General features: G+C 67.2%; 22 protein-coding genes and 1 pseudogene. 14 read left to right on the forward strand and 9 right to left on the reverse strand.

Features of this window, described 5'->3' with window-relative positions:
• The first annotated feature begins 75 nt into the window (after window positions 1–75).
• Both ACP7BH_RS03680 and ACP7BH_RS03685 read left to right on the forward strand, forming a co-directional pair.
• A complete protein-coding gene (locus tag ACP7BH_RS03680) occupies window positions 76–780 on the forward strand; it encodes an SOS response-associated peptidase (RefSeq protein ID WP_425983621.1) in 705 nt (234 codons plus the stop codon).
• A 25-nt stretch (window positions 781–805) separates the two neighbouring features.
• Window positions 806–1,081 (forward strand): hypothetical protein, encoded by a 276-nt coding sequence (locus ACP7BH_RS03685; protein ID WP_425983619.1) that lies wholly within the window; start codon window positions 806–808, stop codon window positions 1,079–1,081.
• A gap of 147 nt (window positions 1,082–1,228) precedes the next feature.
• Here ACP7BH_RS03685 and ACP7BH_RS03690 read toward each other — a convergent pair whose 3' ends face one another.
• From ACP7BH_RS03690 to ACP7BH_RS03720, 7 genes are all read right to left on the reverse strand, one after another.
• On the reverse strand, window positions 1,229–1,810 hold the full coding sequence (locus ACP7BH_RS03690) for a helix-turn-helix transcriptional regulator (protein ID WP_426043326.1): 582 nt from the start codon (window positions 1,808–1,810) through the stop codon (window positions 1,229–1,231).
• Entirely contained in the window at window positions 1,803–2,072 is a 270-nt protein-coding gene (locus ACP7BH_RS03695; protein ID WP_159851504.1) for a hypothetical protein, read from the reverse strand. The genes ACP7BH_RS03690 and ACP7BH_RS03695 overlap by 8 nt, the downstream gene beginning before the upstream one ends.
• Window positions 2,069–2,686 carry a lytic transglycosylase domain-containing protein gene (locus ACP7BH_RS03700; protein ID WP_425983617.1) on the reverse strand — a complete coding sequence of 206 codons (618 nt, stop codon included), beginning with the start codon at window positions 2,684–2,686 and terminating at the stop codon, window positions 2,069–2,071. The genes ACP7BH_RS03695 and ACP7BH_RS03700 overlap by 4 nt, the downstream gene beginning before the upstream one ends.
• A complete protein-coding gene (locus tag ACP7BH_RS03705) occupies window positions 2,683–3,195 on the reverse strand; it encodes a S26 family signal peptidase (protein WP_425983616.1) in 513 nt (170 codons plus the stop codon). Before ACP7BH_RS03705 ends, ACP7BH_RS03700 begins: the two co-directional genes overlap by 4 nt.
• Window positions 3,192–4,355 (reverse strand): TrbI/VirB10 family protein, encoded by a 1,164-nt coding sequence (locus tag ACP7BH_RS03710; protein WP_425983614.1) that lies wholly within the window; start codon window positions 4,353–4,355, stop codon window positions 3,192–3,194. The genes ACP7BH_RS03705 and ACP7BH_RS03710 overlap by 4 nt, the downstream gene beginning before the upstream one ends.
• A complete protein-coding gene (locus tag ACP7BH_RS03715) occupies window positions 4,352–4,630 on the reverse strand; it encodes a hypothetical protein (RefSeq protein WP_426043327.1) in 279 nt (92 codons plus the stop codon). Before ACP7BH_RS03715 ends, ACP7BH_RS03710 begins: the two co-directional genes overlap by 4 nt.
• Window positions 4,631–5,003: 373 nt before the next feature.
• Window positions 5,004–5,267 carry a DksA/TraR family C4-type zinc finger protein gene (locus ACP7BH_RS03720; RefSeq protein ID WP_425983610.1) on the reverse strand — a complete coding sequence of 88 codons (264 nt, stop codon included), beginning with the start codon at window positions 5,265–5,267 and terminating at the stop codon, window positions 5,004–5,006.
• 273 nt (window positions 5,268–5,540) lie between these two features.
• Here ACP7BH_RS03720 and ACP7BH_RS03725 point away from each other — a divergent pair, with 273 nt between their 5' ends.
• The 5 genes from ACP7BH_RS03725 to ACP7BH_RS03745 all read left to right on the forward strand — a co-directional run bounded on the left by ACP7BH_RS03725 (window position 5,541) and on the right by ACP7BH_RS03745 (window position 10,421).
• Window positions 5,541–5,780 carry a hypothetical protein gene (locus tag ACP7BH_RS03725; protein WP_425983608.1) on the forward strand — a complete coding sequence of 80 codons (240 nt, stop codon included), beginning with the start codon at window positions 5,541–5,543 and terminating at the stop codon, window positions 5,778–5,780.
• Window positions 5,781–5,889: 109 nt separating this feature from the next.
• Window positions 5,890–6,228 carry a hypothetical protein gene (locus tag ACP7BH_RS03730; protein ID WP_425983606.1) on the forward strand — a complete coding sequence of 113 codons (339 nt, stop codon included), beginning with the start codon at window positions 5,890–5,892 and terminating at the stop codon, window positions 6,226–6,228.
• A gap of 473 nt (window positions 6,229–6,701) precedes the next feature.
• Window positions 6,702–7,691 (forward strand): SDR family oxidoreductase, encoded by a 990-nt coding sequence (locus ACP7BH_RS03735; protein WP_425983604.1) that lies wholly within the window; start codon window positions 6,702–6,704, stop codon window positions 7,689–7,691.
• Entirely contained in the window at window positions 7,688–9,535 is a 1,848-nt protein-coding gene (locus ACP7BH_RS03740) for a glycoside hydrolase family 15 protein (RefSeq protein WP_425983602.1), read from the forward strand. Before ACP7BH_RS03735 ends, ACP7BH_RS03740 begins: the two co-directional genes overlap by 4 nt.
• Window positions 9,528–10,421 carry an SDR family oxidoreductase gene (locus ACP7BH_RS03745; RefSeq protein WP_425983600.1) on the forward strand — a complete coding sequence of 298 codons (894 nt, stop codon included), beginning with the start codon at window positions 9,528–9,530 and terminating at the stop codon, window positions 10,419–10,421. The genes ACP7BH_RS03740 and ACP7BH_RS03745 overlap by 8 nt, the downstream gene beginning before the upstream one ends.
• Window positions 10,422–10,476: 55 nt before the next feature.
• Here the strand turns inward: ACP7BH_RS03745 and ACP7BH_RS03750 are convergent, their stop codons facing one another.
• Window positions 10,477–11,280 carry an SDR family NAD(P)-dependent oxidoreductase gene (locus tag ACP7BH_RS03750; protein ID WP_425983598.1) on the reverse strand — a complete coding sequence of 268 codons (804 nt, stop codon included), beginning with the start codon at window positions 11,278–11,280 and terminating at the stop codon, window positions 10,477–10,479.
• 200 nt (window positions 11,281–11,480) lie between these two features.
• Window positions 11,481–12,557: an NADH oxidase gene (locus ACP7BH_RS03755; RefSeq protein WP_425983597.1), complete on the reverse strand. Its 1,077-nt coding sequence runs from the start codon at window positions 12,555–12,557 to the stop codon at window positions 11,481–11,483.
• 398 nt (window positions 12,558–12,955) lie between these two features.
• On the opposite strand from ACP7BH_RS03755, the gene ACP7BH_RS03760 reads away from it, so the two are divergent.
• From ACP7BH_RS03760 to ACP7BH_RS03790, 7 genes and pseudogenes are all read left to right on the forward strand, one after another.
• Window positions 12,956–13,219: a DUF2171 domain-containing protein gene (locus ACP7BH_RS03760; RefSeq protein WP_159845519.1), complete on the forward strand. Its 264-nt coding sequence runs from the start codon at window positions 12,956–12,958 to the stop codon at window positions 13,217–13,219.
• A 6-nt stretch (window positions 13,220–13,225) separates the two neighbouring features.
• Window positions 13,226–13,435, forward strand: a complete 210-nt coding sequence (locus ACP7BH_RS03765; RefSeq protein WP_425983595.1) for a hypothetical protein — start codon at window positions 13,226–13,228, stop codon at window positions 13,433–13,435.
• Window positions 13,432–13,623 carry a ComEA family DNA-binding protein gene (locus ACP7BH_RS03770; protein WP_425983593.1) on the forward strand — a complete coding sequence of 64 codons (192 nt, stop codon included), beginning with the start codon at window positions 13,432–13,434 and terminating at the stop codon, window positions 13,621–13,623. The genes ACP7BH_RS03765 and ACP7BH_RS03770 overlap by 4 nt, the downstream gene beginning before the upstream one ends.
• A gap of 72 nt (window positions 13,624–13,695) precedes the next feature.
• A pseudogene (locus ACP7BH_RS03775) lies at window positions 13,696–13,839 on the forward strand (IS6 family transposase); the annotation flags it as partial.
• 148 nt (window positions 13,840–13,987) lie between these two features.
• On the forward strand, window positions 13,988–15,016 hold the full coding sequence (gene galE / locus ACP7BH_RS03780) for a UDP-glucose 4-epimerase GalE (RefSeq protein ID WP_425983591.1): 1,029 nt from the start codon (window positions 13,988–13,990) through the stop codon (window positions 15,014–15,016).
• Window positions 15,013–18,702: a UDP-galactopyranose mutase gene (gene glf, locus ACP7BH_RS03785; protein WP_425983589.1), complete on the forward strand. Its 3,690-nt coding sequence runs from the start codon at window positions 15,013–15,015 to the stop codon at window positions 18,700–18,702. The genes galE and glf overlap by 4 nt, the downstream gene beginning before the upstream one ends.
• A complete protein-coding gene (locus tag ACP7BH_RS03790) occupies window positions 18,699–19,154 on the forward strand; it encodes a BLUF domain-containing protein (protein ID WP_426043328.1) in 456 nt (151 codons plus the stop codon). Before glf ends, ACP7BH_RS03790 begins: the two co-directional genes overlap by 4 nt.
• The last annotated feature ends 6 nt before the right edge of the window (window positions 19,155–19,160 follow it).

A 19,160-nucleotide genomic window follows, 5' to 3' on the forward strand; every position in this document is an offset into this window, starting at 1 on the left:
CACCCTTAACTGACATAGAGGCAGTCCGCTTTCAGGTGACTCCACAAAGCCGGTTTGTCGTGCGAGCGTCGCGCCATGTGCAACCTCTATCGCCAGCGCTCCGGCCCCCAGGCCATCATGGACATGGCCAAGGCCATGCGCTCGACGGTGGGCAACCTGGCGCCAGGAGACGTCTATCCCGACTACCCCGCCCCGATCGTCAGGACAGCCGGCGATGGCGTTCGCGAACTCGCCTTGTCCCGCTGGGGAATGCCGTCGTCATCGAAGGCGATCTACGAGGCCGCGACCAAGCGGGCCGACAGACTTCGGGCCAAGGCGACGGAATTCGACTTCCAGGATCTGCTGAATAAGGAGCCGGACAGCGGCACGACCAACGTCCGCAACACCAGCTCCGCTCACTGGAAGCGATGGCTGGAGCCGTCGCACCGCTGCCTCGTCCCGTTCACCGCCTTCAGCGAACCCGGCCGCGACGCCGCCGGCAAGTACCAGCCTGCGTGGTTCAAGCTGGCGGGCGACGACGCTGACCCTCTAGCCTTCTTCGCCGGCATCCACCTCCCGGCCTGGGAGGGCGTGCGGAAGATTAAGAAGGGGTGGGAGCAGGCCGACCTGTTCGCCTTCCTCACGACCGATCCCAGCGAGCCTGTGAAGTCGATCCACCCCAAAGCCATGCCGGTGATCCTGACGGCGGCAGACGAGATCGAAGCCTGGATGACGGCGCCCTGGTCGGAAGCCAGTGTCCTACAGCGCGCCCTTCCAGACGGCGCGCTGGCGACGCTCTGAACGACTCGGCCTAAAGGCTGACCGTATGACGCCTGACGAACTGAATGACGCCCTGGACGCAATGCAGGCCGCAGCCGGCGACGACGCCGATGGGCGACCCGGTCTGATCGAGGTCCGATCCGACGCATGGGTCGATGGACTGGCGGACATGCCGGTCGCGAAACCCAAGACCATCGTCGACGGGATCCGTATTCGCGACATCAAGGTCGCGGTGAGCGCGGGCGTTGTCTCCAGGGTCCTGCCCCGCGCGGAGGCGGGCGAGCGAGGCGAGCCGTATCGCGATCTGGCGTCGCGGACCTAGACCGTCTCGCGCTGTCGATTGCAGCGACTGACCGAGTGAACCCGCTTTGGGATATCCCATGGACGGAGGGGACCCGGATCAGCGACCCCGGGATGAAGGCGCTGATGATCTCGGGATCGACAGCCAGACCCGAGGTGACGACGTAAGCTAGAAGCCGAAGTCCGTCTGGGCAGGATCCGGACCCCGCGACCGACGTCGAGGGATCGGCGCCGGGGCAGCGGGCGGCGGAAGCGGCGGCGAAACCGACCGCATCGGCGGCGGGGCGGCCGGCAGCGCCCGCGTCGATCTCGGCATGCCCGGCAATCGCGGCGCGCTCGGCGGGCTGAAACGCCGCCCATCGCCAGGCGGCCGGACGGTCACCGGTTCGGCGGATCGCCTCTCCTGTTTCCAGGCGTTCAGCTCGCTTTCCCACCATCCGACCCGACCCGGGGACACCGGGACAGGCCTGGGAAACAGTTCCGCCCTCTGCATGCGCCAGGCCGTCGTCCGACTGAAGCCGACGAGTTTGCGCACCTCCGGCCAGGGCAGAAGCCGGTCCTCCGGACCGCCGGGCTCAAGGCCCCAGTTGTGTGACCGGATCGCGGTCGTCCGCCCTCTTGAAGGCCGATCCGGCGTCGGCGCCTCTAGGCGCTCCAGGATCACCCCTGTGACGATGCGCCCCCTCGCCGCCTCCGGGATGCCGGTGAAGAGATCCGGGACGTCGGATCGGTCCGGCCGTCGGTCAGCCACGGCGACGGCCCTGCGCTGCGGCCGGGGCGCCGGTGCGAAGCTCCGACACCTGGCTTGCCGCCCAGGCCTCAAGCAGATTGCGGGGATACAGCGGTTTGGACCGAACGTGGCGGCACGGCGGGCCGTCGGACCGGGTCGACCATAGCCGCGCCAGCGTGGCCGGCTTGAGCCTGATGCCGCGCTGCGCCAGGAAGGCGGAGGCCTCGGCGCGCGTCAGGAGCGCGCCCTCCTCCAGGGCCGAGCCAGGGGGTTCCGTCGTCATAATACGCCGCCCTGAGCTCGGCATTGCCGGACGGTGAACACCCTGCGTCCCGCCGCCAGGGCGAGGTAGCAGTCCAAAACGTTCGCGACGTACTGGCGGGTCTCGGCGATGTCGGGGATCCGTCCGACCCGCGCGACCCGGGCGGGACCCGCGTTATAGGCGGCCAGGGCCAGCCTCACGTCGCCGAACCGGACCATCTGCTGGGCCAGATAGGCGGCGCCGCCGCGCAGGTTTTCCTCCGGCGCAAAGCGGTCCCGGACCTGAAGGTCGGCGGCCGTCCCCGGCATCAGCTGGGTCAGGCCGCAGGCGCCGGCGACCGAGCAGGTCTCGGGCCGATAGGCGCTTTCCACAATGACGACCGCGTGGAGGAGCTTCTCGTCCAGGCCATGACGCCGCGCCGCCTCCTCGACAGCCGCCTGATACGGCTGGTTGAGCGCGGCGACCCTGTCGCCATGTCCTCCCAGTCCGGCGACAGCGTCCGCCTCGTCCGGCGCGACGCCGAACAGGCCGCCGCCGGCGGCGGACCAATCGACGGCCTGGGCCCGCGCCGCGCCAACGCCCGAGGCCAGGCTGACGAACGACAGGACGAAAGCCGCACCGATGGCCCGCCTCACCACAGCACCGCCTCCCGATACACGCCCGTCACGCGCCGTCGGTGGACCGGCCCGAAATACCGGCTGTCGAAGCTCTCCGCCGTGTCCCCCAACAGAAAGAGTTCGCCGTCCTCCAGCACACGGCAACCCCGCCACTGCGGCAAGGCCGCGCCGTTGCGGTCCACAAGGCTTGCGACCACAGTCCTTTCCGGCGTGACGACCCGCCCTGCCGTCCGACAGACGCGATCCCCTTCGTGTGCGGCCACCCGTTTGATAAGCAGGACGGTCGCAGGCATGCCCCGATCGCCGAGATAGGCGCGCGCCACATCCGGCCGAGGGATGGCGACGATCGCGCCGGGCGACGGTTGTCCGTGGAAATCCCGAACGTAGAGGCCTCGCGGCAGGCTGGGACTCTCGTTGATCAAGCCCACGGCCGTCGGGTGATGGGCCGCCAGACCTAGGCCGGCAACCAGCCCGACCCAGGCCGACGGCGCCGCCCAAGGCCGCAGGACAGCGGATGGCGAGGTCATGGCTGGTACGGCTCCAGAACCAGGTCCCGGGTGATCATCACCCGCACCGGGGCGCCGGCGTCCAGCCGGATGCTCGGGCGGACGCTCAGCTCGCGGTCCACGAGCCGGCCGCCGACCTGCGCGCCCTCGATCGCCGCCGCATCTCCGGCGTCGCCCAGCAGGCCGCCGCCGCGATCGCCGTCCCGCGCCGCCTGCCCGAGCGCGGTGATCGCCCCGCCGAACAAGGTCCCGAGCGCCAGCGGGAAGAGCCTACGATCGACCCGTCCGCGGACCCCGACGGCGCCCTGGGCGTCGACGCCCGCCTCGTACTCCAGCAACAGGCTCTTGCCATTGGGCAGGATGATCCTTTCCCAGGCGATGAAGGCCCGCCGGTCGCCGTAGCGGCTCTCGCCTTCCGCCGCGCCGATCAGACGCGTCCCCTGGGGCAGGAGGAGATATCGTCCCGAGATCGTGTCGAAGACATTCTGCGTCACCGTCGCGACGACGGGGCCAGGCCGCGCGGTGTCGATCGCGGTGAGCAGCACAGCCGGCACCATGGCTCCCGCCTTGAGCTCGTAAGGGGAGACCGGCGCCGTCAGCCGGTGGGGATTGTAGGCGGCGCTGACGCCGGGCCCCTCCCGGCGGCCTGATCCTACGGTCGCCAGCTCGGGCGAGGCCGCGAACGATCGCCCGCTCACGCCCCCGCCCGCCGGTTCGGCGAAGAAGAGGCTGGACTGGGCGGCGAGCGCCCGGGGGCTCGCCGCCGAGGCCGCCGGCCGCGCGTCGTAACGCACGGCCCTTGGCGCCGCCTCAGGCGGGGGCGTTCCAGCCGACGCAGTCGGGCCCTGGTTCTGGGCCGTGCGCGCAGGCGGCAGTCGATCATAGGAGGCGGGCTGGTCAGCGACCGCATCCGCAGGCCGGACGTTTCGGCGCGCCTCATCACGATGGTTTTCGCCCGCCCGGTCCCGTGCCGCGACGCGCAGTTCCGGCTGGACGACAAAGGCCCAGGCCAGGGCGCCGGACACGAGCACCACGCCCCCGACCATCACCAGCCTGACCACGGAGCCGCGCAGCCGCACGGCCCGAGGTCGAGGCGCGCGCGCGGACAGGCCCGGCGGAGGCTCCTTGTCGCGAACAGACGGTTCGGGAGCGGACTGCGGGTTCGGGTTCATATCGTTCATGTCGGCGCTCCCGGCATCCGGCGGAGCACGACCACCTGAGGCCGGCGGTCTCCGAGACGCAGCTCGGCCCGGTCGAACACGCGATCCACGACGAAGAGGCCGAACTGCTCCCTGGGCAGATGCGCCATGGCCGCCCGCACATAGGCCTGGAGCGCGCTCCAGGAAGTGATGACCGGGCGACGGCAAGCCTCGACCCGGACAAGCCGCACGGCCAGTTCGCGCAGAACCTTCAGGTCGGACAAGGCGGCGGGCCCCATCAGGAACCGCCGCGTCAACTCCGACGGGTCCGTCGCCGCCACGGCGGCCAGGCTGCCGAAGCGCGCGAGGAGGTCCGCCCGCCAACTGATCCGGATCGCCTTGGGACCGGCCCAAAATCAGCGCGAGGAGACTGTGATCGTCCCGGGTTTCGCACTCGGGAATCGAGATCGAGAGGACCTTGCCCGCGACGTCGCGGGGACGACCATCGGAGGCTGGATCGGGCTTGACGGTCATGGCGGTCTCCTTTGCCGCTCCACCACGGAGCGCCCGCCGCCAGCCTTCCTTTCTCCTTCACCCGGTTGGACGTGCTTCTCCCGGAAGGCCGCCGAACCGGCCCAGAACGGTCCGGATCAACGCCGTTCGACCCCTTCTCTGGCCTCAGCGTCCAATCTATCGCAACTGGCTGTCCTTGCTCCCCCGGCGATTGATCGCCGAATGCTCGATGCGGCCATCGCGACCGGATTGACAGTGCACGCAGGTCGTCGCGCCGGGCATCGCCTTGCGTCGGGCCTCGGGAATCTCCTCACCGCATTCGACGCAGTCCGGCGTGCCTTCGCCGATCGGGATGCGGGCCCGCGCATTGAGAACGCCGTCGAGCACCGTGTCCTCGATCTGATCGAGGACCGCCCCATCCCGCGTCCAACCGCCAGCCATTTGCCCTCTCCCAGTCCATCAGGTCTTCACCTGCTTCGGAAAAGCCTCGGGCCGACGTGGAGGTTCCACCCGGAGGGCCTGACTGGCCCTGGCAATCCGACCTACCGCCGCCGCGAGATCATCGCCATGCCTCGGATCCGATCCTGAAAAAGGAACGCCCCTGTTTCCGGAGGCGGCCGTCTGGGTCGCACGACACGAAACGGTCGTTCGGACCGGTACCGACTCCACAATCGCATAACGCCGTGTCAGGCTCTGGTTCGGGAGGATTGGACCATGGAAACACGCAAGACCCTCGTCAAATCGCGCGCCGGCGTGAAGCTTCTCCGCGTCGAGCACTTGGCCGATCGACAGAAAGGACTCCAGTCGTCGTGGCGCCTTCTCACCCTGCGGACGAACGCGCCGCGCGCCTTCGCCGATGAGATGGAGGCCGAGGACGCCTTCGACATGGAGGTGATCGCTTCCCTGACCGACCCCACGATCATCGCCATGCAACGGCGGGGCCTCATCGACTGAAATGACGCCGAAACTGAAGGTCTTTACCTGGTCGGACGGCTTTCATGCTTTCACCGTGGCCGCCAGTTCCCGGCCCAAGGCGCTGGACGCCTGGGGGTCGAAACAGGATTTGTTCGCCACGGGTCTGGCCAGCCAGCTCACTGGCGGTCCCGACTATGAGGCGGCGCTCGCCTCGCCCGGCGACGTCATCACCCGCGGCCTCGCCATCGACGTGGGCAAGATCGGCAAGGCGCGGCCGAAAAAGGCCGTGGGAGTCTCCAAGGCCAAGCGCGCCGAAATCGAAACCCTGCAGGCGGCGCTCGCCGACCTGGATGAAACGCATCAGTCCGCGCTCGCCGATCTCGACGCGCGCCAGGCGGCCCTGGAGACCGAGAGGCGACGTGCTGAGACCGATCACGAGCGGAGCCGAAAGGCCCTTGCCGCAGATCTGAAAAAGGCCCGGGCCTGACAGGCGAACGCCGTCGCCCGCGTTGCGGTCTTCAAGCCTAGGGCCAGGCTAAACGCCATGCGCTCGACAGCGGACGACTCGCCTTGTCCATTAGCGCCAGTCTCTCCGTTCTGAGATCCGCGGCTCGCAAAACCCGCTTGCGGCATCCGGCCGGGTGTTCGCCAGTCGCGTCGCCCCGATAGCCGTCAGGCAAAAGTCATCCCGAGATGGTCATCTGCGGCGCACCCGCTGAGCACTCAGCGCGACCTGCTGCCGTCGCAAGAGAACTTGGCGTCCCTTTGGCTTCTCGGGGAGGAAGACAAGGTCAGATCGCCGTCTGTGGCCGTCGTAAGCGCGACCCCGACGCGCCCCGATTCCCGGATCGGTTTCCCCTCTCGCCGCAACCTTCCCAACAGCCCTCCGTTGTCCCAGCCCTCCCTGATCGTGGCGCGCGCCGCAATCACTGTTCCACACGAAAAGTCCTTAGGATCGCCATGTCCGTCATCGTCATTACGGGTGCTAGCGCCGGCGTCGGATTGGCGGTCGCGGAGCGCTTCGCCAAGGCGGACTGGCAAGTCGTGGTCGTCGCCAGACAGGCCGAGCGTCTCGCCACCGCCGTGGGTCTGCTGACACGTTCCGGCGGCCGCGCCATGGGCCTGGCGGGCGACGTCTCGGATCCTGAGTTCGTCGCGCGCGTGGGCCGCGAGGTCACCCAAATGTTCGGTGGAATCGACGTCTGGGTGAACAATGCGATGTCGACGGTGATCGGCCGTGTCGAGGACCTGACCGACGCCGACTATCGTCGTGTCACCGAAACCACCTACTTGTCGCAAGTCTACGGCACGCGGGCGGCGCTCCGCGCCATGCGCCCGGTGGATCGGGGCGCGATCATCCAGATTTCTTCGGGCCTCGCGCTCCGACCGGCGCCCTTGCAGGCCGCCTACTGCGGCGCCAAGGCGGCCGTTGACGGCTTCACCGAGGCGCTTCGCGCCGAACTCATCGCCGCCGCTTCGAAGATCACGTTGACGACCGTCTACCTCCCTGCGGTCAATACGCCCCAGCCCCTGTGGGCGCGCAATCGCACCGATCGGGCGCAGGTCATCCCTGACCCCCTGTTCGATCCCCGTCTCTGCGCGGAGGCCGTGTGGTCGGCCGTCCAGAGGCCCAGCCGCAAAGTCTTCGTCGGACGGTCCACTTGGCTGATGGGGCTGGCCCAGACCCTGACGCCGGCGTTGGCCGACCGAAAGGCGGCAGGCATGATCGCGGCGCAACAGGGCGACGCTCAACTCCCCCGCCTGGGCAATCTCGACCACCCGGAGGAAGGACCCGCGGCGATCGACGGACCTGACACGGGGCGGGTGGTGAAGCCCTGGGTCGGCTTCATCTCCAGTCGTCAGGTCGCAGGTCTGAAGTGGGCGGCTTGCGGCGCGGCAGCGAGCCTCGCCGCGGCGACAGGCTTCGCGATCGGATCCTCCAAACGATGATCACGACGGCCTTCACGCCCCACCCCGGCCGTTCCTCGGAAGCGCTCCGCCCCGATGGATACGCCGCGCTCGAAGACTATGGGGTTCTGGGGGAAGGCCGAACGGTGGCCCTGTCCGCGCTGGACGGGAGCATCGACTGGTGGTGCGTGCCGGCGATCGACGCGCCGCCGCTTTTCGACCGCCTCCTTGACCCAGACGGCGGGCGGTTCTCGATCTCGCCGATTGGGCCGTTCACGGCTACGCGCCGCTACCGCCCCGAGAGCAATGTGCTCGAAACCGAATTCACCACAGCCACGGGTCGCGCCCGCCTGACCGAGAGTCTCAACAGCGGAACCGCTGGGCGGCTGCCCTGGTGCGAACTCGCCCGCCGGATCGAGGGCCTCGATGGCCAAACGACCTTCGCCTTGGAGATGCGTCCGGGGCGCCGGGGCGACACCGCCAACCCCTATCATTCCAAAATCGGCGACCACACCGTCTTCCATGTCGAGCGCGTCCTTGGCCTGTTCATCCATGATCCCCGCATCGCGTGTGAATGGTCCGATGAAGGCATCGTCGGAACGATCGCGGTCAGCGCGGGGGAACGTCGCACGGTGGCCATCGTCGCAGGCCGCGACGAGCCGCTGGTCGCGCCGTCCATCGCGGAGATCGACGCCCGGATCGATCTGTCAGATCAGGAATGGCGGGACTGGGCGGCGCGACTGAACTGTCCCGGCCTCTATCGCGACGACTTCATCCGCAGCGCCCTGGCCTTGAAGCTTCTGCTCTACTCTCCGTCCGGCGCCATCGCCGCCGCCGCCACCACCTCCTTGCCCGAGCGTCTGGGCGGCGAAAAGAACTGGGACTACCGCTACGCCTGGCTGCGCGATGCAGGCTATACCATCGAGGCCTTTCTGGCGGCCGGAGCCCAGGCGGAGGCCAAAGCCGCCTTCAGCTGGCTGCTGATGCAGCTGAAGCGTCACGGCGCCAAGGTCTGCTACAGTCTGGACGGCGAGATCGTGCCGCCGGAAACCCATTGGGACATGCCGGGCTACCAGGGCTCGCGTCCCGTCGTCACCGGCAACCGGGCTGCGGATCAGGCCCAGCATGGCGTCTTCGGCGACATCTTCGAGACGGCGTCGCGTTTCGTCGGTTGCGGCAACATCCTCGACAGCGCGAGCGCCCAGCAGCTTTCCGAACTGGCGGATCAGTGCGCGGACGCCTGGCGTCAGCCCGACGCCGGCATGTGGGAGCTGGAGGACGAGCAGCACTACACCATGTCCAAGATCAGCTGCTGGCAGGCTCTGGCCCGCGCGGTCGAGCTGGCCGACGCAGGACAGCTACCGACGACCTGCCGGGACCGCTGGTCCCGGGAGCGGGACCGGATCTTCGCCTGGGTCGAGGACAACTGCTGGTCAGAACCCCTTCAGGCCTTCGTCATGTATCCGGGCAGCGACAAGCTGGACGCCGCCCTGGCCCTGGCCGTGCGGTTCCGGTTCGACGGCGCGGACCGGCTGCGGTCCACCCTGGAGGCGCTCGACCAGCGACTGGGCGCCGGCGTCTTCCACTATCGCTACACTGGCATGGAGGCCGAGGAAGGCTGTTTCATCGCCTGCTCCTTCTGGATCGCCGAGGCCTGGGCGACGCTGGGCGAGCCGGACAAGGCGCGCGCCCGCATCGACGGCCTGCGCGAAGCCTTGGGCGGCCGTTGGGGCATGCTGACGGAAATGATCGACCCGAATACCGGGGCCTACCTTGGCAATATGCCTCAGGGCCTCAGCCACCTCGCCCACCTGACCGCGCTGACCGCCGTCGGCAAGGCGCAGCCCCCCTCCCCCACCCCCGAAACGGAGACCTTCCATGACTGACCGCCTGACGCTGCAGGATCCGCGCGAGCAGTATCCGAAGCCGCCCTTCCCCCGCCAACCCCAACCGGTTCCGGGAGAGGCCCGCGCAATGGATCCCAAACCGGATCATGGCGAGGAGAGCTATCAAGGCGCTGGAAAGCTCAAGGGCCGCAAGGCCCTGATCACCGGCGCTGACAGCGGCATCGGCCGGGCGGCCGCCATCGCATACGCCCGCGAAGGCGCCGATGTGGCCCTGTCCTACCTGCCGTCCGAGCGTAAGGACGCCGCAGAAGTCATCGCCCTGATCGAGGCCGAGGGCCGCAAGGCCATCGATCTGCCAGGCGACATCACCGACGAAAGCTGGTGCCGACAAATGGTCGAACAAGCCGTGTCGGAACTCGGCGGACTGGACATTCTGGTCATCAACGCCGGGCGCCAACAGTATCGCGAGGACATCTCCCAGGTCACGTCCGAGGACTTCGACAAGACGTTGAAGACCAATCTGTACGCCATGCACTGGATCGCCCAGGCGGCGGTTCCGTACCTTCCGGCGGGCGCCTCCGTGATCACCACGGCCTCAATCCAGGCCTATGAACCTTCCGCCATCCTGCTGGACTACGCCACCACCAAGGCCGGGATCGTCGCCTACACCAAGGCCCTGGCCAAACAGCTGATCGAGAAGGGCATCCGCGCCAACGTCGTCGCGCCCGGTCCGTTCTGGACGCCGCTGCAGTCGTCGGGCGGCCAGCCGCAGGAGGCTGTGATGAAATTCGGTGAACAGGTGCCGTTGGGGCGCCCGGGCCAGCCGGTCGAGATCGCCCCGGTCTATGTCCTGTTGGCGTCCCAGGAAGGCAGCTACATCACCGGCGAAGTCTTCGGCGTCACCGGCGGCATGGGCGTCGCCTGATCAAGACATCGGCGGCGGGACAATCCCGCCGCCGATCTGCTTCTTCTTCGCCTGATCAACCGGCGATGGTTGCGACCGACCCTGAGTCGATCCGGAGGCCCGCGCCATTGATGAAGCTGGCCCGCTCCGAACACAGAAAGGCGACGGCGGCGGCGACCTCTTCCGGTTTGCCTCGGCGATCGAGAGTCATGCCGGGGCGCTCTTCCTTCAAGAAGCTCTTGATCGCCTCGTCGAAGGATTCGCCGCGCTCTTCCGCGCGCTTCTTCATCATGGCGTCGGTCATCGGCGTGGCGATGAAGGCGGGCGACACGGTGTTCACTAGGACATTGTCGCAGCCGTAGGCTTTGGACAGACCCTTGGCGAGGCTCAGGATGCCGGCCTTTGAGGCGCAATAGGCCAGTTCGTCGACATAGGGCTGCACTGCGTCTTCGGAGGCGAACAGGATGATGCGCCCCCACCCTGCGCGGCGCATCGCCGGGATGGCCTGCCGGCACATCCGCACGGCGCCCATCAGGTTGATATCGAGCGTCTCCAGCCAACCGGCGTCGTCCACTTCGAGAAAGTCTCCCGTCGCCCCTGTCACACCCGCGGCGTTGACGTAGATGTCGGGATCGCCGAGGCGGTCCCGGACCTCCGCCCAGAGGCGCAAGACCTCTTCGGCCTTGGTGACATCGCCGGTCACGCCGATGCATTCTCCCAGGGGAGAGAGCTCCCTGATGGCCTCGTCCAATGTGCCATCCGGCTTGTCGGTCAGCGCGACCCGAACGCCGGCCTCCAGCAGAAGACGAGCGGTCTCCTTGCCAATGCCGGAATCGGCGCCGGAAATGAGGGCGATCCGCCCCTTGATCCCAAGGTCCATCAGAAATCTCCTGTTCGTGCGCGGTCAAGGAAACGGTCGGCCGTCCCCATCGCCACCACAATGAGGGTCAGGGGCCGCATTGGCCGAAAAGGCGCTCGGAAAACCAGGCGCCGAAGCGATCGGCGCCCGGTTCGGCGTCTTGGCGGAGAGACGCCCGAGAGGCGCGATGTGCTTTTGGAGCGCGCCGTCGGGAATGCATCCTAGTTCGAGGTCGGATCGATCAGGAACTTCTCGCCGGTCGCCTTGCGCTCATAGGCCTGCAGAACCTCAGGCTTGAGCGCCTCCGCCAGACCGATCGTGCGGGTGTAGCGCGTGGCGAAGGTGGTCGTCAGCTCATCGAAGACGCGCTTTCGCAGCCGTGCCGTCGTCTCGGCTCCGGCCTTTTGCAGGAAGGGTGTGAGGAGCCAGCCGGAGACGCTCCACTGGAAGCCGAAGGCGAGCCGGTCCAGGATCATAGGCGACGGATCGAGCGCACCGTACACATAGAGCTGTTTGAACTGTGCGGAGCCGTATCGGCTGTACTCCGTCATCCGGTTGACCGCCCCCTTCTCCATCGCCCGCATGATGTCGCCGCCAAGTTCACCGCCGCCGATGGCGTCGAAGGCGATCGTCGCCCCGGTCTCGGTGACGGCGGCGACCAACTGCGTCGGGAAATCCTCGTCCCTGCTGTTCAGGACATGGGTCGCACCCATGTCTCTCAGAAGTCGGACCTGATCGTCGGAGCGCACAATGTTGACGAGCGGCACGCCGTCGCGCGCACAGATCCGCTGGAGCATCTGGCCGAGACTAGACGCGGCCGCCGTATGAACGATTGCGGAATGCCCCTCGGCGCGGGCGGTCTCGACGAAGCCGAGCGCCGTCATAGGATTGACGGTCAGGGCCGCACCCTGGGCCGCGGTCACGCCTTCGGGGATCGGTAGCGCGTCGCGCGTCCTGATCTTTTTCAGATCGGCGTACATGCCGCCGCCGATCATGCCGACCCGACGCCCGATCCAATCCTTCGCCTGGTCACCGGCGGCGACGACCGTACCCGCCCCTTCATTCCCGACGGCGAGCGACTGGCCGATCCGGCCCGCGACCCCGCCGCGACGCGCGTTAGGGATGTCAAAACGAAGGCGAGGCCGACCCTCGGAACCCTCCGCACGGACCGAAGCGGCGTCCGCTGGGCCAAGCAGCAAACCAAGGTCGCTGGGATTGATCGGCGCAGCCTCGACCCGGACAATAATCTCGTCGGGGGCGGGATCGTCCACCACGACGTCCTCGAGCGTCAGCGTCAAGCCGCCATCCTCATCGACTGTCGATCGCAATTCCCGGGCGGTGAGCGTCATGGCGAAGGGTCCTTGTCGAGGCCAAAGATGGAGGCCGCTGACGGCGTCGCCGTCTGTCGCGCCCATCGGCGACCCACCATGATCTGGGCGCCTACGCGCCCGTTGCAACACCCCGAGCGCCATTCGCTGGAACGGACCCTGGATCAGCTCGACATCTCGCAACGCCCGCACGACATCGCCCACGGTCGTGGCGAAGCGTTCCCACGCGACCCTCGCCTGCTGACCGTGACATCGGCACGGCCTGGTCAGAGCCGGGGTGATAAAGGTGACGACGCCCCGGACTTCCAACACACGGGAACGTCGCGCGCCGGTCTCCGTTAGCTGTCGCAGTCACAAGGAGATCCGCCATGACCGACCTCTCACAGATCAAAGCCCATATGGAAGTCATCGGCGCAGACGGCGTCCACCTCGGCACGGTCGACAAGGTCGAAGGCGACCGCATCAAGCTCACCAAGGCCGACAGCGGATCACACAGCGATCACCACCATTATCTCTCCGGCGGTCTGGTCGCCGAAATCGAAGGCAACCAAGTCCGGCTGTCCGCCAACGCTGCCAACGCAGCCCTTCTTGAAGAGGAAGAGGCCGGCGAGGCGATCGCCGACCTGAAATAGCACCCCATGACCGCCGACAACGCGGCAGTCGCCGCCCGACTTCACGCGATCCGCGAGGACCTCCAGACCCAGGTCTGGCCGACGGCGGTCGAGGCGGCAAATTCGGGCGATCACGAACGCATTCGCGACCTGGTCAAGCTGAAGGTCGACATCGAAGCCATCGATTTCGCCCTCGGACATCGACCCACAGGATCCGCTGAGGGCGGCGACACATGATCGACCTCAACACGGCGACCGCCGACGAGTTTGACGGCGTCGAGGGGTTGCGTGGTCATGGCTTCGAGATCGTTCGCTATCGCGAGGAGCGTGGTCGCTTCACGAGCCTTCGCCAACTGGACGAAGTGCCCGGCCTGGCCGGCAAGACCGACGGGGTCGGCGCCCAGGTTTCGGTCGAAGCGGGCTAACACACCTTCCGCTCAGCGACGATCGGCGGGGCGGATGCCGCCCCTCGGTTCGAATCTGACGGCGCGCCAGCAAACAATCGCGCGGAGAAACCCCATCTACCGATTCATCGAAGAGACCGGCAGCAGCAGCTCTTCAAATCCCAGGCGTCAGCCCAGCGCTTCCTCACCACCCACGCCGCGACTTACAACACCTTCTACGCCCAACGACATTTTCTCAGCCATATGGTGGCTATCGCCTGAGATTCACTGGCCTCACAACGTTGTGGCCCGCCGACTTAATCTTACAACGCTGCCCCGGGCTGTGACCGACACCTGACTTTCGGAACGTAGGCCTTGTGGTGGCGCTCCTTTGGCAGGAGCCCTCATGACAACTTCACGTTCGGTGCTTGTAACCGGCGGCGCCGGCTACATTGGTGCGCACACCGCAAAAGCCCTGCATAGGGCCGGCATTACGCCTGTCGTCTATGACGATCTCAGCAACGGGCATCGCGCGGCCGTCCAGTGGGGGCCTTTGGTGGTCGGCGACGTGCGAGACCGCGACCATCTCGTGGAAGTCATGAACGACTACGGGATCAGCGGCGTGATCCATTTCGCCGGTCTGATCGAGGTCGGGCGCTCCACCGCAGATCCCGCCCCCTTCTGGGATATCAACGTCAACGGTGTCGCCGCAGTGCTGTGGGCAATGCGTGAGACCGGCGTCCGCCGGATGGTCTTCTCCTCGACCGCGGCCGTCTATGGTCAGCCAACCGGCGCGGTGGAGGAACGCCTAGCGGAGTCCGCGCCGACCCTCCCGATCAATCCCTATGGCGACGGCAAGCTGGCGGCCGAGCGTATGATCGCCGCCCATGCCAGCGCTTACGGATTGGAAGGTGTCGCCCTGCGGTATTTCAACGCCGCAGGCGCGGACGAGGACGGCGACCTGGGCGAGGCCCATCGCTGCGAAAGTCATCTGATCCCCCTCGCGATTGAAGCCGCGCTTGGCCTCGGTCCGGCGCTGACGGTCTTCGGCGCCGACTTTCCGACGCCGGATGGCGCCTGTCTGCGCGACTATGTCCATGTCTCCGATCTGGCGCGGGCCCACTGTCTGGCGCTGGACCTGCCATTGAGCGGCGAGCGCTTCGCGGCGTTTAATCTCGGCGGCGGACGGGGCCATTCGGTATTCGAGGTGTTGGCCGCCGTGGAACAGGCGACCGGGCGCCCCTCCCCGCACCAGATCAGCGCACGACGTGCTGGCGACCCTCCCGCGCTGGTCGCGGACTGTCGCAAGGCCGCTGAAAGGCTGGGCTGGCACCCACATATCGCCTCTCTGTCGGCCATTGTGGCCAGCGCTGTGGCTTGGCGGCGCGCCCCCCGCTTCGGCTTCCGCCCGCAGCTCGCCGTGGTCGTATCTTGACGTCCGCCGCGCCGGAAATCTGGGGCGGCGTGGAGTGCACGGTCAACCGGGTTGGCGACCAGGTCATCGACCAGATACGGATGACGGGCCATCACGACCGACTATCGGACCTTGATCAATTCCATGCCTTGGGTCTTCGGGTCCTGCGCGCCCCCCTGTTGTGGGAACGGGTCGAGGTAGCCCCTGGCGACTACGACTGGACCTGGGCGGACGCCTATATGTCCCGGCTGGCAGACCTCGAAATTCGGCCCATCGTCGGCTTGGTTCATCACGGTTCTGGGCCCGTCTGGGCCGATCTGACCACGGCGGAATTCGCGACAGGCCTCGCGGCCTTCGCCGGCCTCGTCGCGGCGCGCTATCCGTGGGTGCGGGACTGGACCCCGGTGAATGAGCCCCTGACCACCGCGCGGTTCAGTTGCCTGTACGGTCATTGGAGCCCGCATCAGCGTGACGACAAAGCGTTCTGGAACGCGCTTCTGAACCAGATCGACGCAACCGCCGCCGCTATGACGTCCATTCGAAGCGTCACGCCCGACGTGCGACTGATCCAGACCGAGGACTTCGGCCAGGCGACGGCGACCCCGCCATGCGAACCCCAGGCGGAGTTTGAGAACCTGCGGCGCTACATGACCTGGGATCTGCTCGCCGGTCGCGTGGACGCGGCCCACCCGCTGCGCCCCTTGCTGGATGACATGGGGCATTCCGAGCGGCTGGATCGGCTGTGCGACGCCCCCTGTCCGGCCGATCTGATCGGCATGAACGCCTACGTCACCAGCGACCGGTTTCTTGATCACCGACTTGAGTTTCATCCGCCCGCGAGCCACGGCGGAAACGGCGAACTGGCCTATGCGGACATCGAGACCGTCCGCGCGCTGGAGACTTGGCGCCCCCGCTGGGGCGAGGCGCTTGCCGACCTGGCGCAGCGTTACGACCGTCCGGTCGCCGTCACCGAATGCCATCTCGGCTGCAGCGCCGACGAACAGATCGCCTGGCTGGCCCAGTGCTGGGACGCTGCCTGCGCCGCCCGCCGATCCGGAATTCCGGTCGAGGCCGTCACTGTCTGGGCGTTGCTTGGCTCGGCGGGGTGGGACCGACTGCTGGTCGGGCCGGACCATGCCTATGAGGCGGGCGCATTCGACGTGTCCAAGGGCGCGCCTGTCCCGACCCCGCTGGCCGACTTCCTCGCCGCCCTTGCTGCGGGCGAGGCCGCCACGGCTCCCGTGCGGGGCTGGTGGACCGAACCGGCGCGACTGACCCTCGACGCCCGCCGGACTGCACTCCCGCCAACCGCTTCAGACCCCCATTCCCTCTTGCTGAAAGACTCGTCCATGGCTGCTCCGGATCCCACAACCTCGGTCATTCCTCTTCGCCAGGACGATACGAGCCATCCCACCGTGGTCTGCTTCTCGCATCTGCGTTGGGATTTTGTCTTCCAGCGTCCGCAACATCTGATGACGCGGCTCGCCGCCACACGGCCGGTCATCTACGTCGAGGAGCCGATCTTCGAGCCTGCGGCCGAAGCCGCCTTGCGCCTTACGTCGGACCAGCCCGGCGTCGTCACAGTCGCCACCCCGATCCTGCCCGAGGGCCTGTCGCCAGCCGAGGTGGAATCCCGCCTGCGCAACCTGTTGGACGATCTGCTGTCGGCGCGCGGCGTCCATCTTCCCGTGCTCTGGTATTACACGCCCATGATGCTGCCGATCTCGCGGCACATCCGGGCGGGCGCGGTCGTCTATGACTGTATGGATGAGCTGGCCAATTTCCGCTTCGCTCCAGCCGGCCTGAGACCGCTGGAGCAGGAACTGATCGCAAATGCCGACCTGGTCTTCACCGGCGGCTACAGCCTGTTTGAGGCCAAGCAGCACCTCCACGCCGACATCCATCCCTTCCCCTCCAGTGTCGACCGCGACCATTTCGGCCAGGCGCGCGACATGAAAGCACCGCGCGACGATCGTCCGACTTTCGGGTTCTACGGCGTCATAGACGAGCGGATGGATCTGGGTCTGCTCGCCGCCGTGGCCGATGCGCGACCGGACTGGTCGATCGTCGTCGTCGGTCCGGTAGTGAAGATCGCTGAGAGCGACCTGCCGCGCCGGCCCAATCTGACCTATCCCGGCAGCGCGGCCTACGGCGATCTTCCCGCCATCCTCGCCGGGTGGGACGTCGCCCTGATGCCGTTCGCCCTGAACGAGTCGACCCGTTTCATCAGCCCCACGAAGACGCCGGAGTATCTGGCGGCCGGCCGGCCGGTGGTCTCGACCTCCATCCGCGACGTGGTGCGTCACTACGGCGACCTGCCAGGGGTCGAAATCGCCGACAGCTCCGAAGCCTTCATCGCGGCATGCGACGCCGCCCTCGCGCTTGCGTGTGGTCCAAAGGCGGCTTGGCTTCCGGCGGTCGATCGCCAGCTGGCTGAACTGTCCTGGGACCAGACCCTGCTGCGCATGACCGCCCAGCTCGACCGGGTGACGCGAACCCGCGCACCCTCAGCCGCGAAGAGCCGCGCGCCAATTCGGTGTAGCGGGCCACGCACCGACTATGACGTGCTTGTCGTCGGCGCAGGGTTCGCCGGCGCGGTGATGGCCGAACGGCTCGCGTCCGAAGGCGGCAAGCGCGTGCTGGTCGTGGACAAACGCCCTCATATCGGCGGCAACGCCTATGACGAACTGGATGCCGCCGGCCTGCTGATCCACCGCTATGGCCCGCACATCTTCCACACCAACTCGGTCGAGGTCTTCGCCTATCTGTCGCGGTTCACGCGCTGGCGGCCTTATGAGCATCGCGTCCTGGCCCAGGTCGGCGATCAGCAGACCCCGATCCCGATCAACCGCACCACCCTAAATCAGCTTTATGGTCTGGAGCTGAACAGGGACGCCGAGGCGGCGGCCTGGCTGAAAGCGCGCGCCGAGCCGGTCTCGCCGATCAAGACCTCCGAGGACGTGGTGGTCTCTGCGGTCGGCCGCGAACTCTACGAGACCTTCTTCCGCGGCTATACGCGGAAACAGTGGGGCCTCGACCCGTCCGAGTTGGACCGGTCCGTCACGGCGCGCGTGCCGACCCGCACCAATACCGACGACCGCTATTTCACCGACGTCTTCCAGGCCATGCCGCTGGATGGTTACACGCGCATGTTCGAACGCCTGCTGGAACACCCGAACATCGAGGTCCGCACCGGCGTCGATTATCGCGAGGTCGCCGGACAGGTGGATGTCGAACATCTGGTCTTCACTGGCCCGATCGACGAATTCTTCGATCACCGCTATGGCCGACTGCCCTATCGCTCGTTGCGGTTCGAACACGCTACCTTGAACCAGCCGCACGCCCAGACCGTCGCTACCATCAACCACCCGGACGAGGCCACGCCCCACACTCGCGTCACCGAGTACAAGCACCTGACCGGCCAAATCCACGCGAAGACCAGCGTCACCTATGAATATCCGTCGGCCGAGGGCGATCCCTACTACCCCGTGCCTCGCCCTGAGAACCAGGCGCTCTACAAGCGCTACGAAGCGCTGGCCCAGGCGCGGCCGGACGTCAGTTTCGTCGGGCGACTGGCGACCTATCGTTACTACAATATGGACCAGGTCGTGGGTCAGGCTCTGGCCGCCTATCGCCGGCTTTCGGAACGGCTTGATCGGCCTTCGAACAAGTCCGTCTCGACCGCCTTCGCCGAGCCCGCCGGTTGAGCCCTCTCATCCCCACACCTCCAGGGCAGGTGATCAAGCTGGAGCGCTGGGCATATCGTAGCCGCGCGAACACGCTCCAGCCGTCTCTTGCATTGATCGCCGACATTCTGGCTGTGTCCGAGCGGAACAACAGCCGCGATCACATCACCGGCAGTCTCGTCTTCGACGACGGCTGGTTCTTCCAGGCAATGGAGGGACCGGCCGTGGCTCTGGACCGCCTGATGCAACGGCTGGATTCAGACAGCCGACATTGCGAAATCGCCATCGTGCAGCAGGGCCAGGTCACCTCCCGCCTGTTTCAGGACTGGTCGATGTCCGTGCCGCGCCTAACGCCGTCCTTCGCGCCCCTGATGCATCAGGTTCTTGAAGCATCACGGACAGATCCGCGCGAAGCGATCCGGCTGCTGCATCGTTTGGCGGTCGAAGATGCGATCCACCCAAGCGCGTCCTGAGGCGCG

This window comes from Brevundimonas sp. TWP2-1 (assembly GCF_049897645.1).
Classification (GTDB): domain Bacteria; phylum Pseudomonadota; class Alphaproteobacteria; order Caulobacterales; family Caulobacteraceae; genus Brevundimonas.

What these genes read in the sequence shown, in the direction of transcription:
- ACP7BH_RS03680 (WP_425983621.1), top strand. Translation starts at nt 76, where the DNA reads ATGTGCAACCTCTATCGCCAGCGCTCCGGCCCCCAGGCCATCATGGAC.
- ACP7BH_RS03685 (WP_425983619.1), top strand. Translation starts at nt 806, where the DNA reads ATGACGCCTGACGAACTGAATGACGCCCTGGACGCAATGCAGGCCGCA.
- ACP7BH_RS03695 (WP_159851504.1), bottom strand. Translation starts at nt 2,072, where the DNA reads ATGACGACGGAACCCCCTGGCTCGGCCCTGGAGGAGGGCGCGCTCCTG.
- ACP7BH_RS03705 (WP_425983616.1), bottom strand. Translation starts at nt 3,195, where the DNA reads ATGACCTCGCCATCCGCTGTCCTGCGGCCTTGGGCGGCGCCGTCGGCC.
- ACP7BH_RS03710 (WP_425983614.1), bottom strand. Translation starts at nt 4,355, where the DNA reads ATGAACGATATGAACCCGAACCCGCAGTCCGCTCCCGAACCGTCTGTT.
- ACP7BH_RS03720 (WP_425983610.1), bottom strand. Translation starts at nt 5,267, where the DNA reads ATGGCTGGCGGTTGGACGCGGGATGGGGCGGTCCTCGATCAGATCGAG.
- ACP7BH_RS03725 (WP_425983608.1), top strand. Translation starts at nt 5,541, where the DNA reads ATGGAAACACGCAAGACCCTCGTCAAATCGCGCGCCGGCGTGAAGCTT.
- ACP7BH_RS03735 (WP_425983604.1), top strand. Translation starts at nt 6,702, where the DNA reads ATGTCCGTCATCGTCATTACGGGTGCTAGCGCCGGCGTCGGATTGGCG.
- ACP7BH_RS03740 (WP_425983602.1), top strand. Translation starts at nt 7,688, where the DNA reads ATGATCACGACGGCCTTCACGCCCCACCCCGGCCGTTCCTCGGAAGCG.
- ACP7BH_RS03745 (WP_425983600.1), top strand. Translation starts at nt 9,528, where the DNA reads ATGACTGACCGCCTGACGCTGCAGGATCCGCGCGAGCAGTATCCGAAG.
- ACP7BH_RS03750 (WP_425983598.1), bottom strand. Translation starts at nt 11,280, where the DNA reads ATGGACCTTGGGATCAAGGGGCGGATCGCCCTCATTTCCGGCGCCGAT.
- ACP7BH_RS03760 (WP_159845519.1), top strand. Translation starts at nt 12,956, where the DNA reads ATGACCGACCTCTCACAGATCAAAGCCCATATGGAAGTCATCGGCGCA.
- ACP7BH_RS03765 (WP_425983595.1), top strand. Translation starts at nt 13,226, where the DNA reads ATGACCGCCGACAACGCGGCAGTCGCCGCCCGACTTCACGCGATCCGC.
- ACP7BH_RS03770 (WP_425983593.1), top strand. Translation starts at nt 13,432, where the DNA reads ATGATCGACCTCAACACGGCGACCGCCGACGAGTTTGACGGCGTCGAG.
- galE (WP_425983591.1), top strand. Translation starts at nt 13,988, where the DNA reads ATGACAACTTCACGTTCGGTGCTTGTAACCGGCGGCGCCGGCTACATT.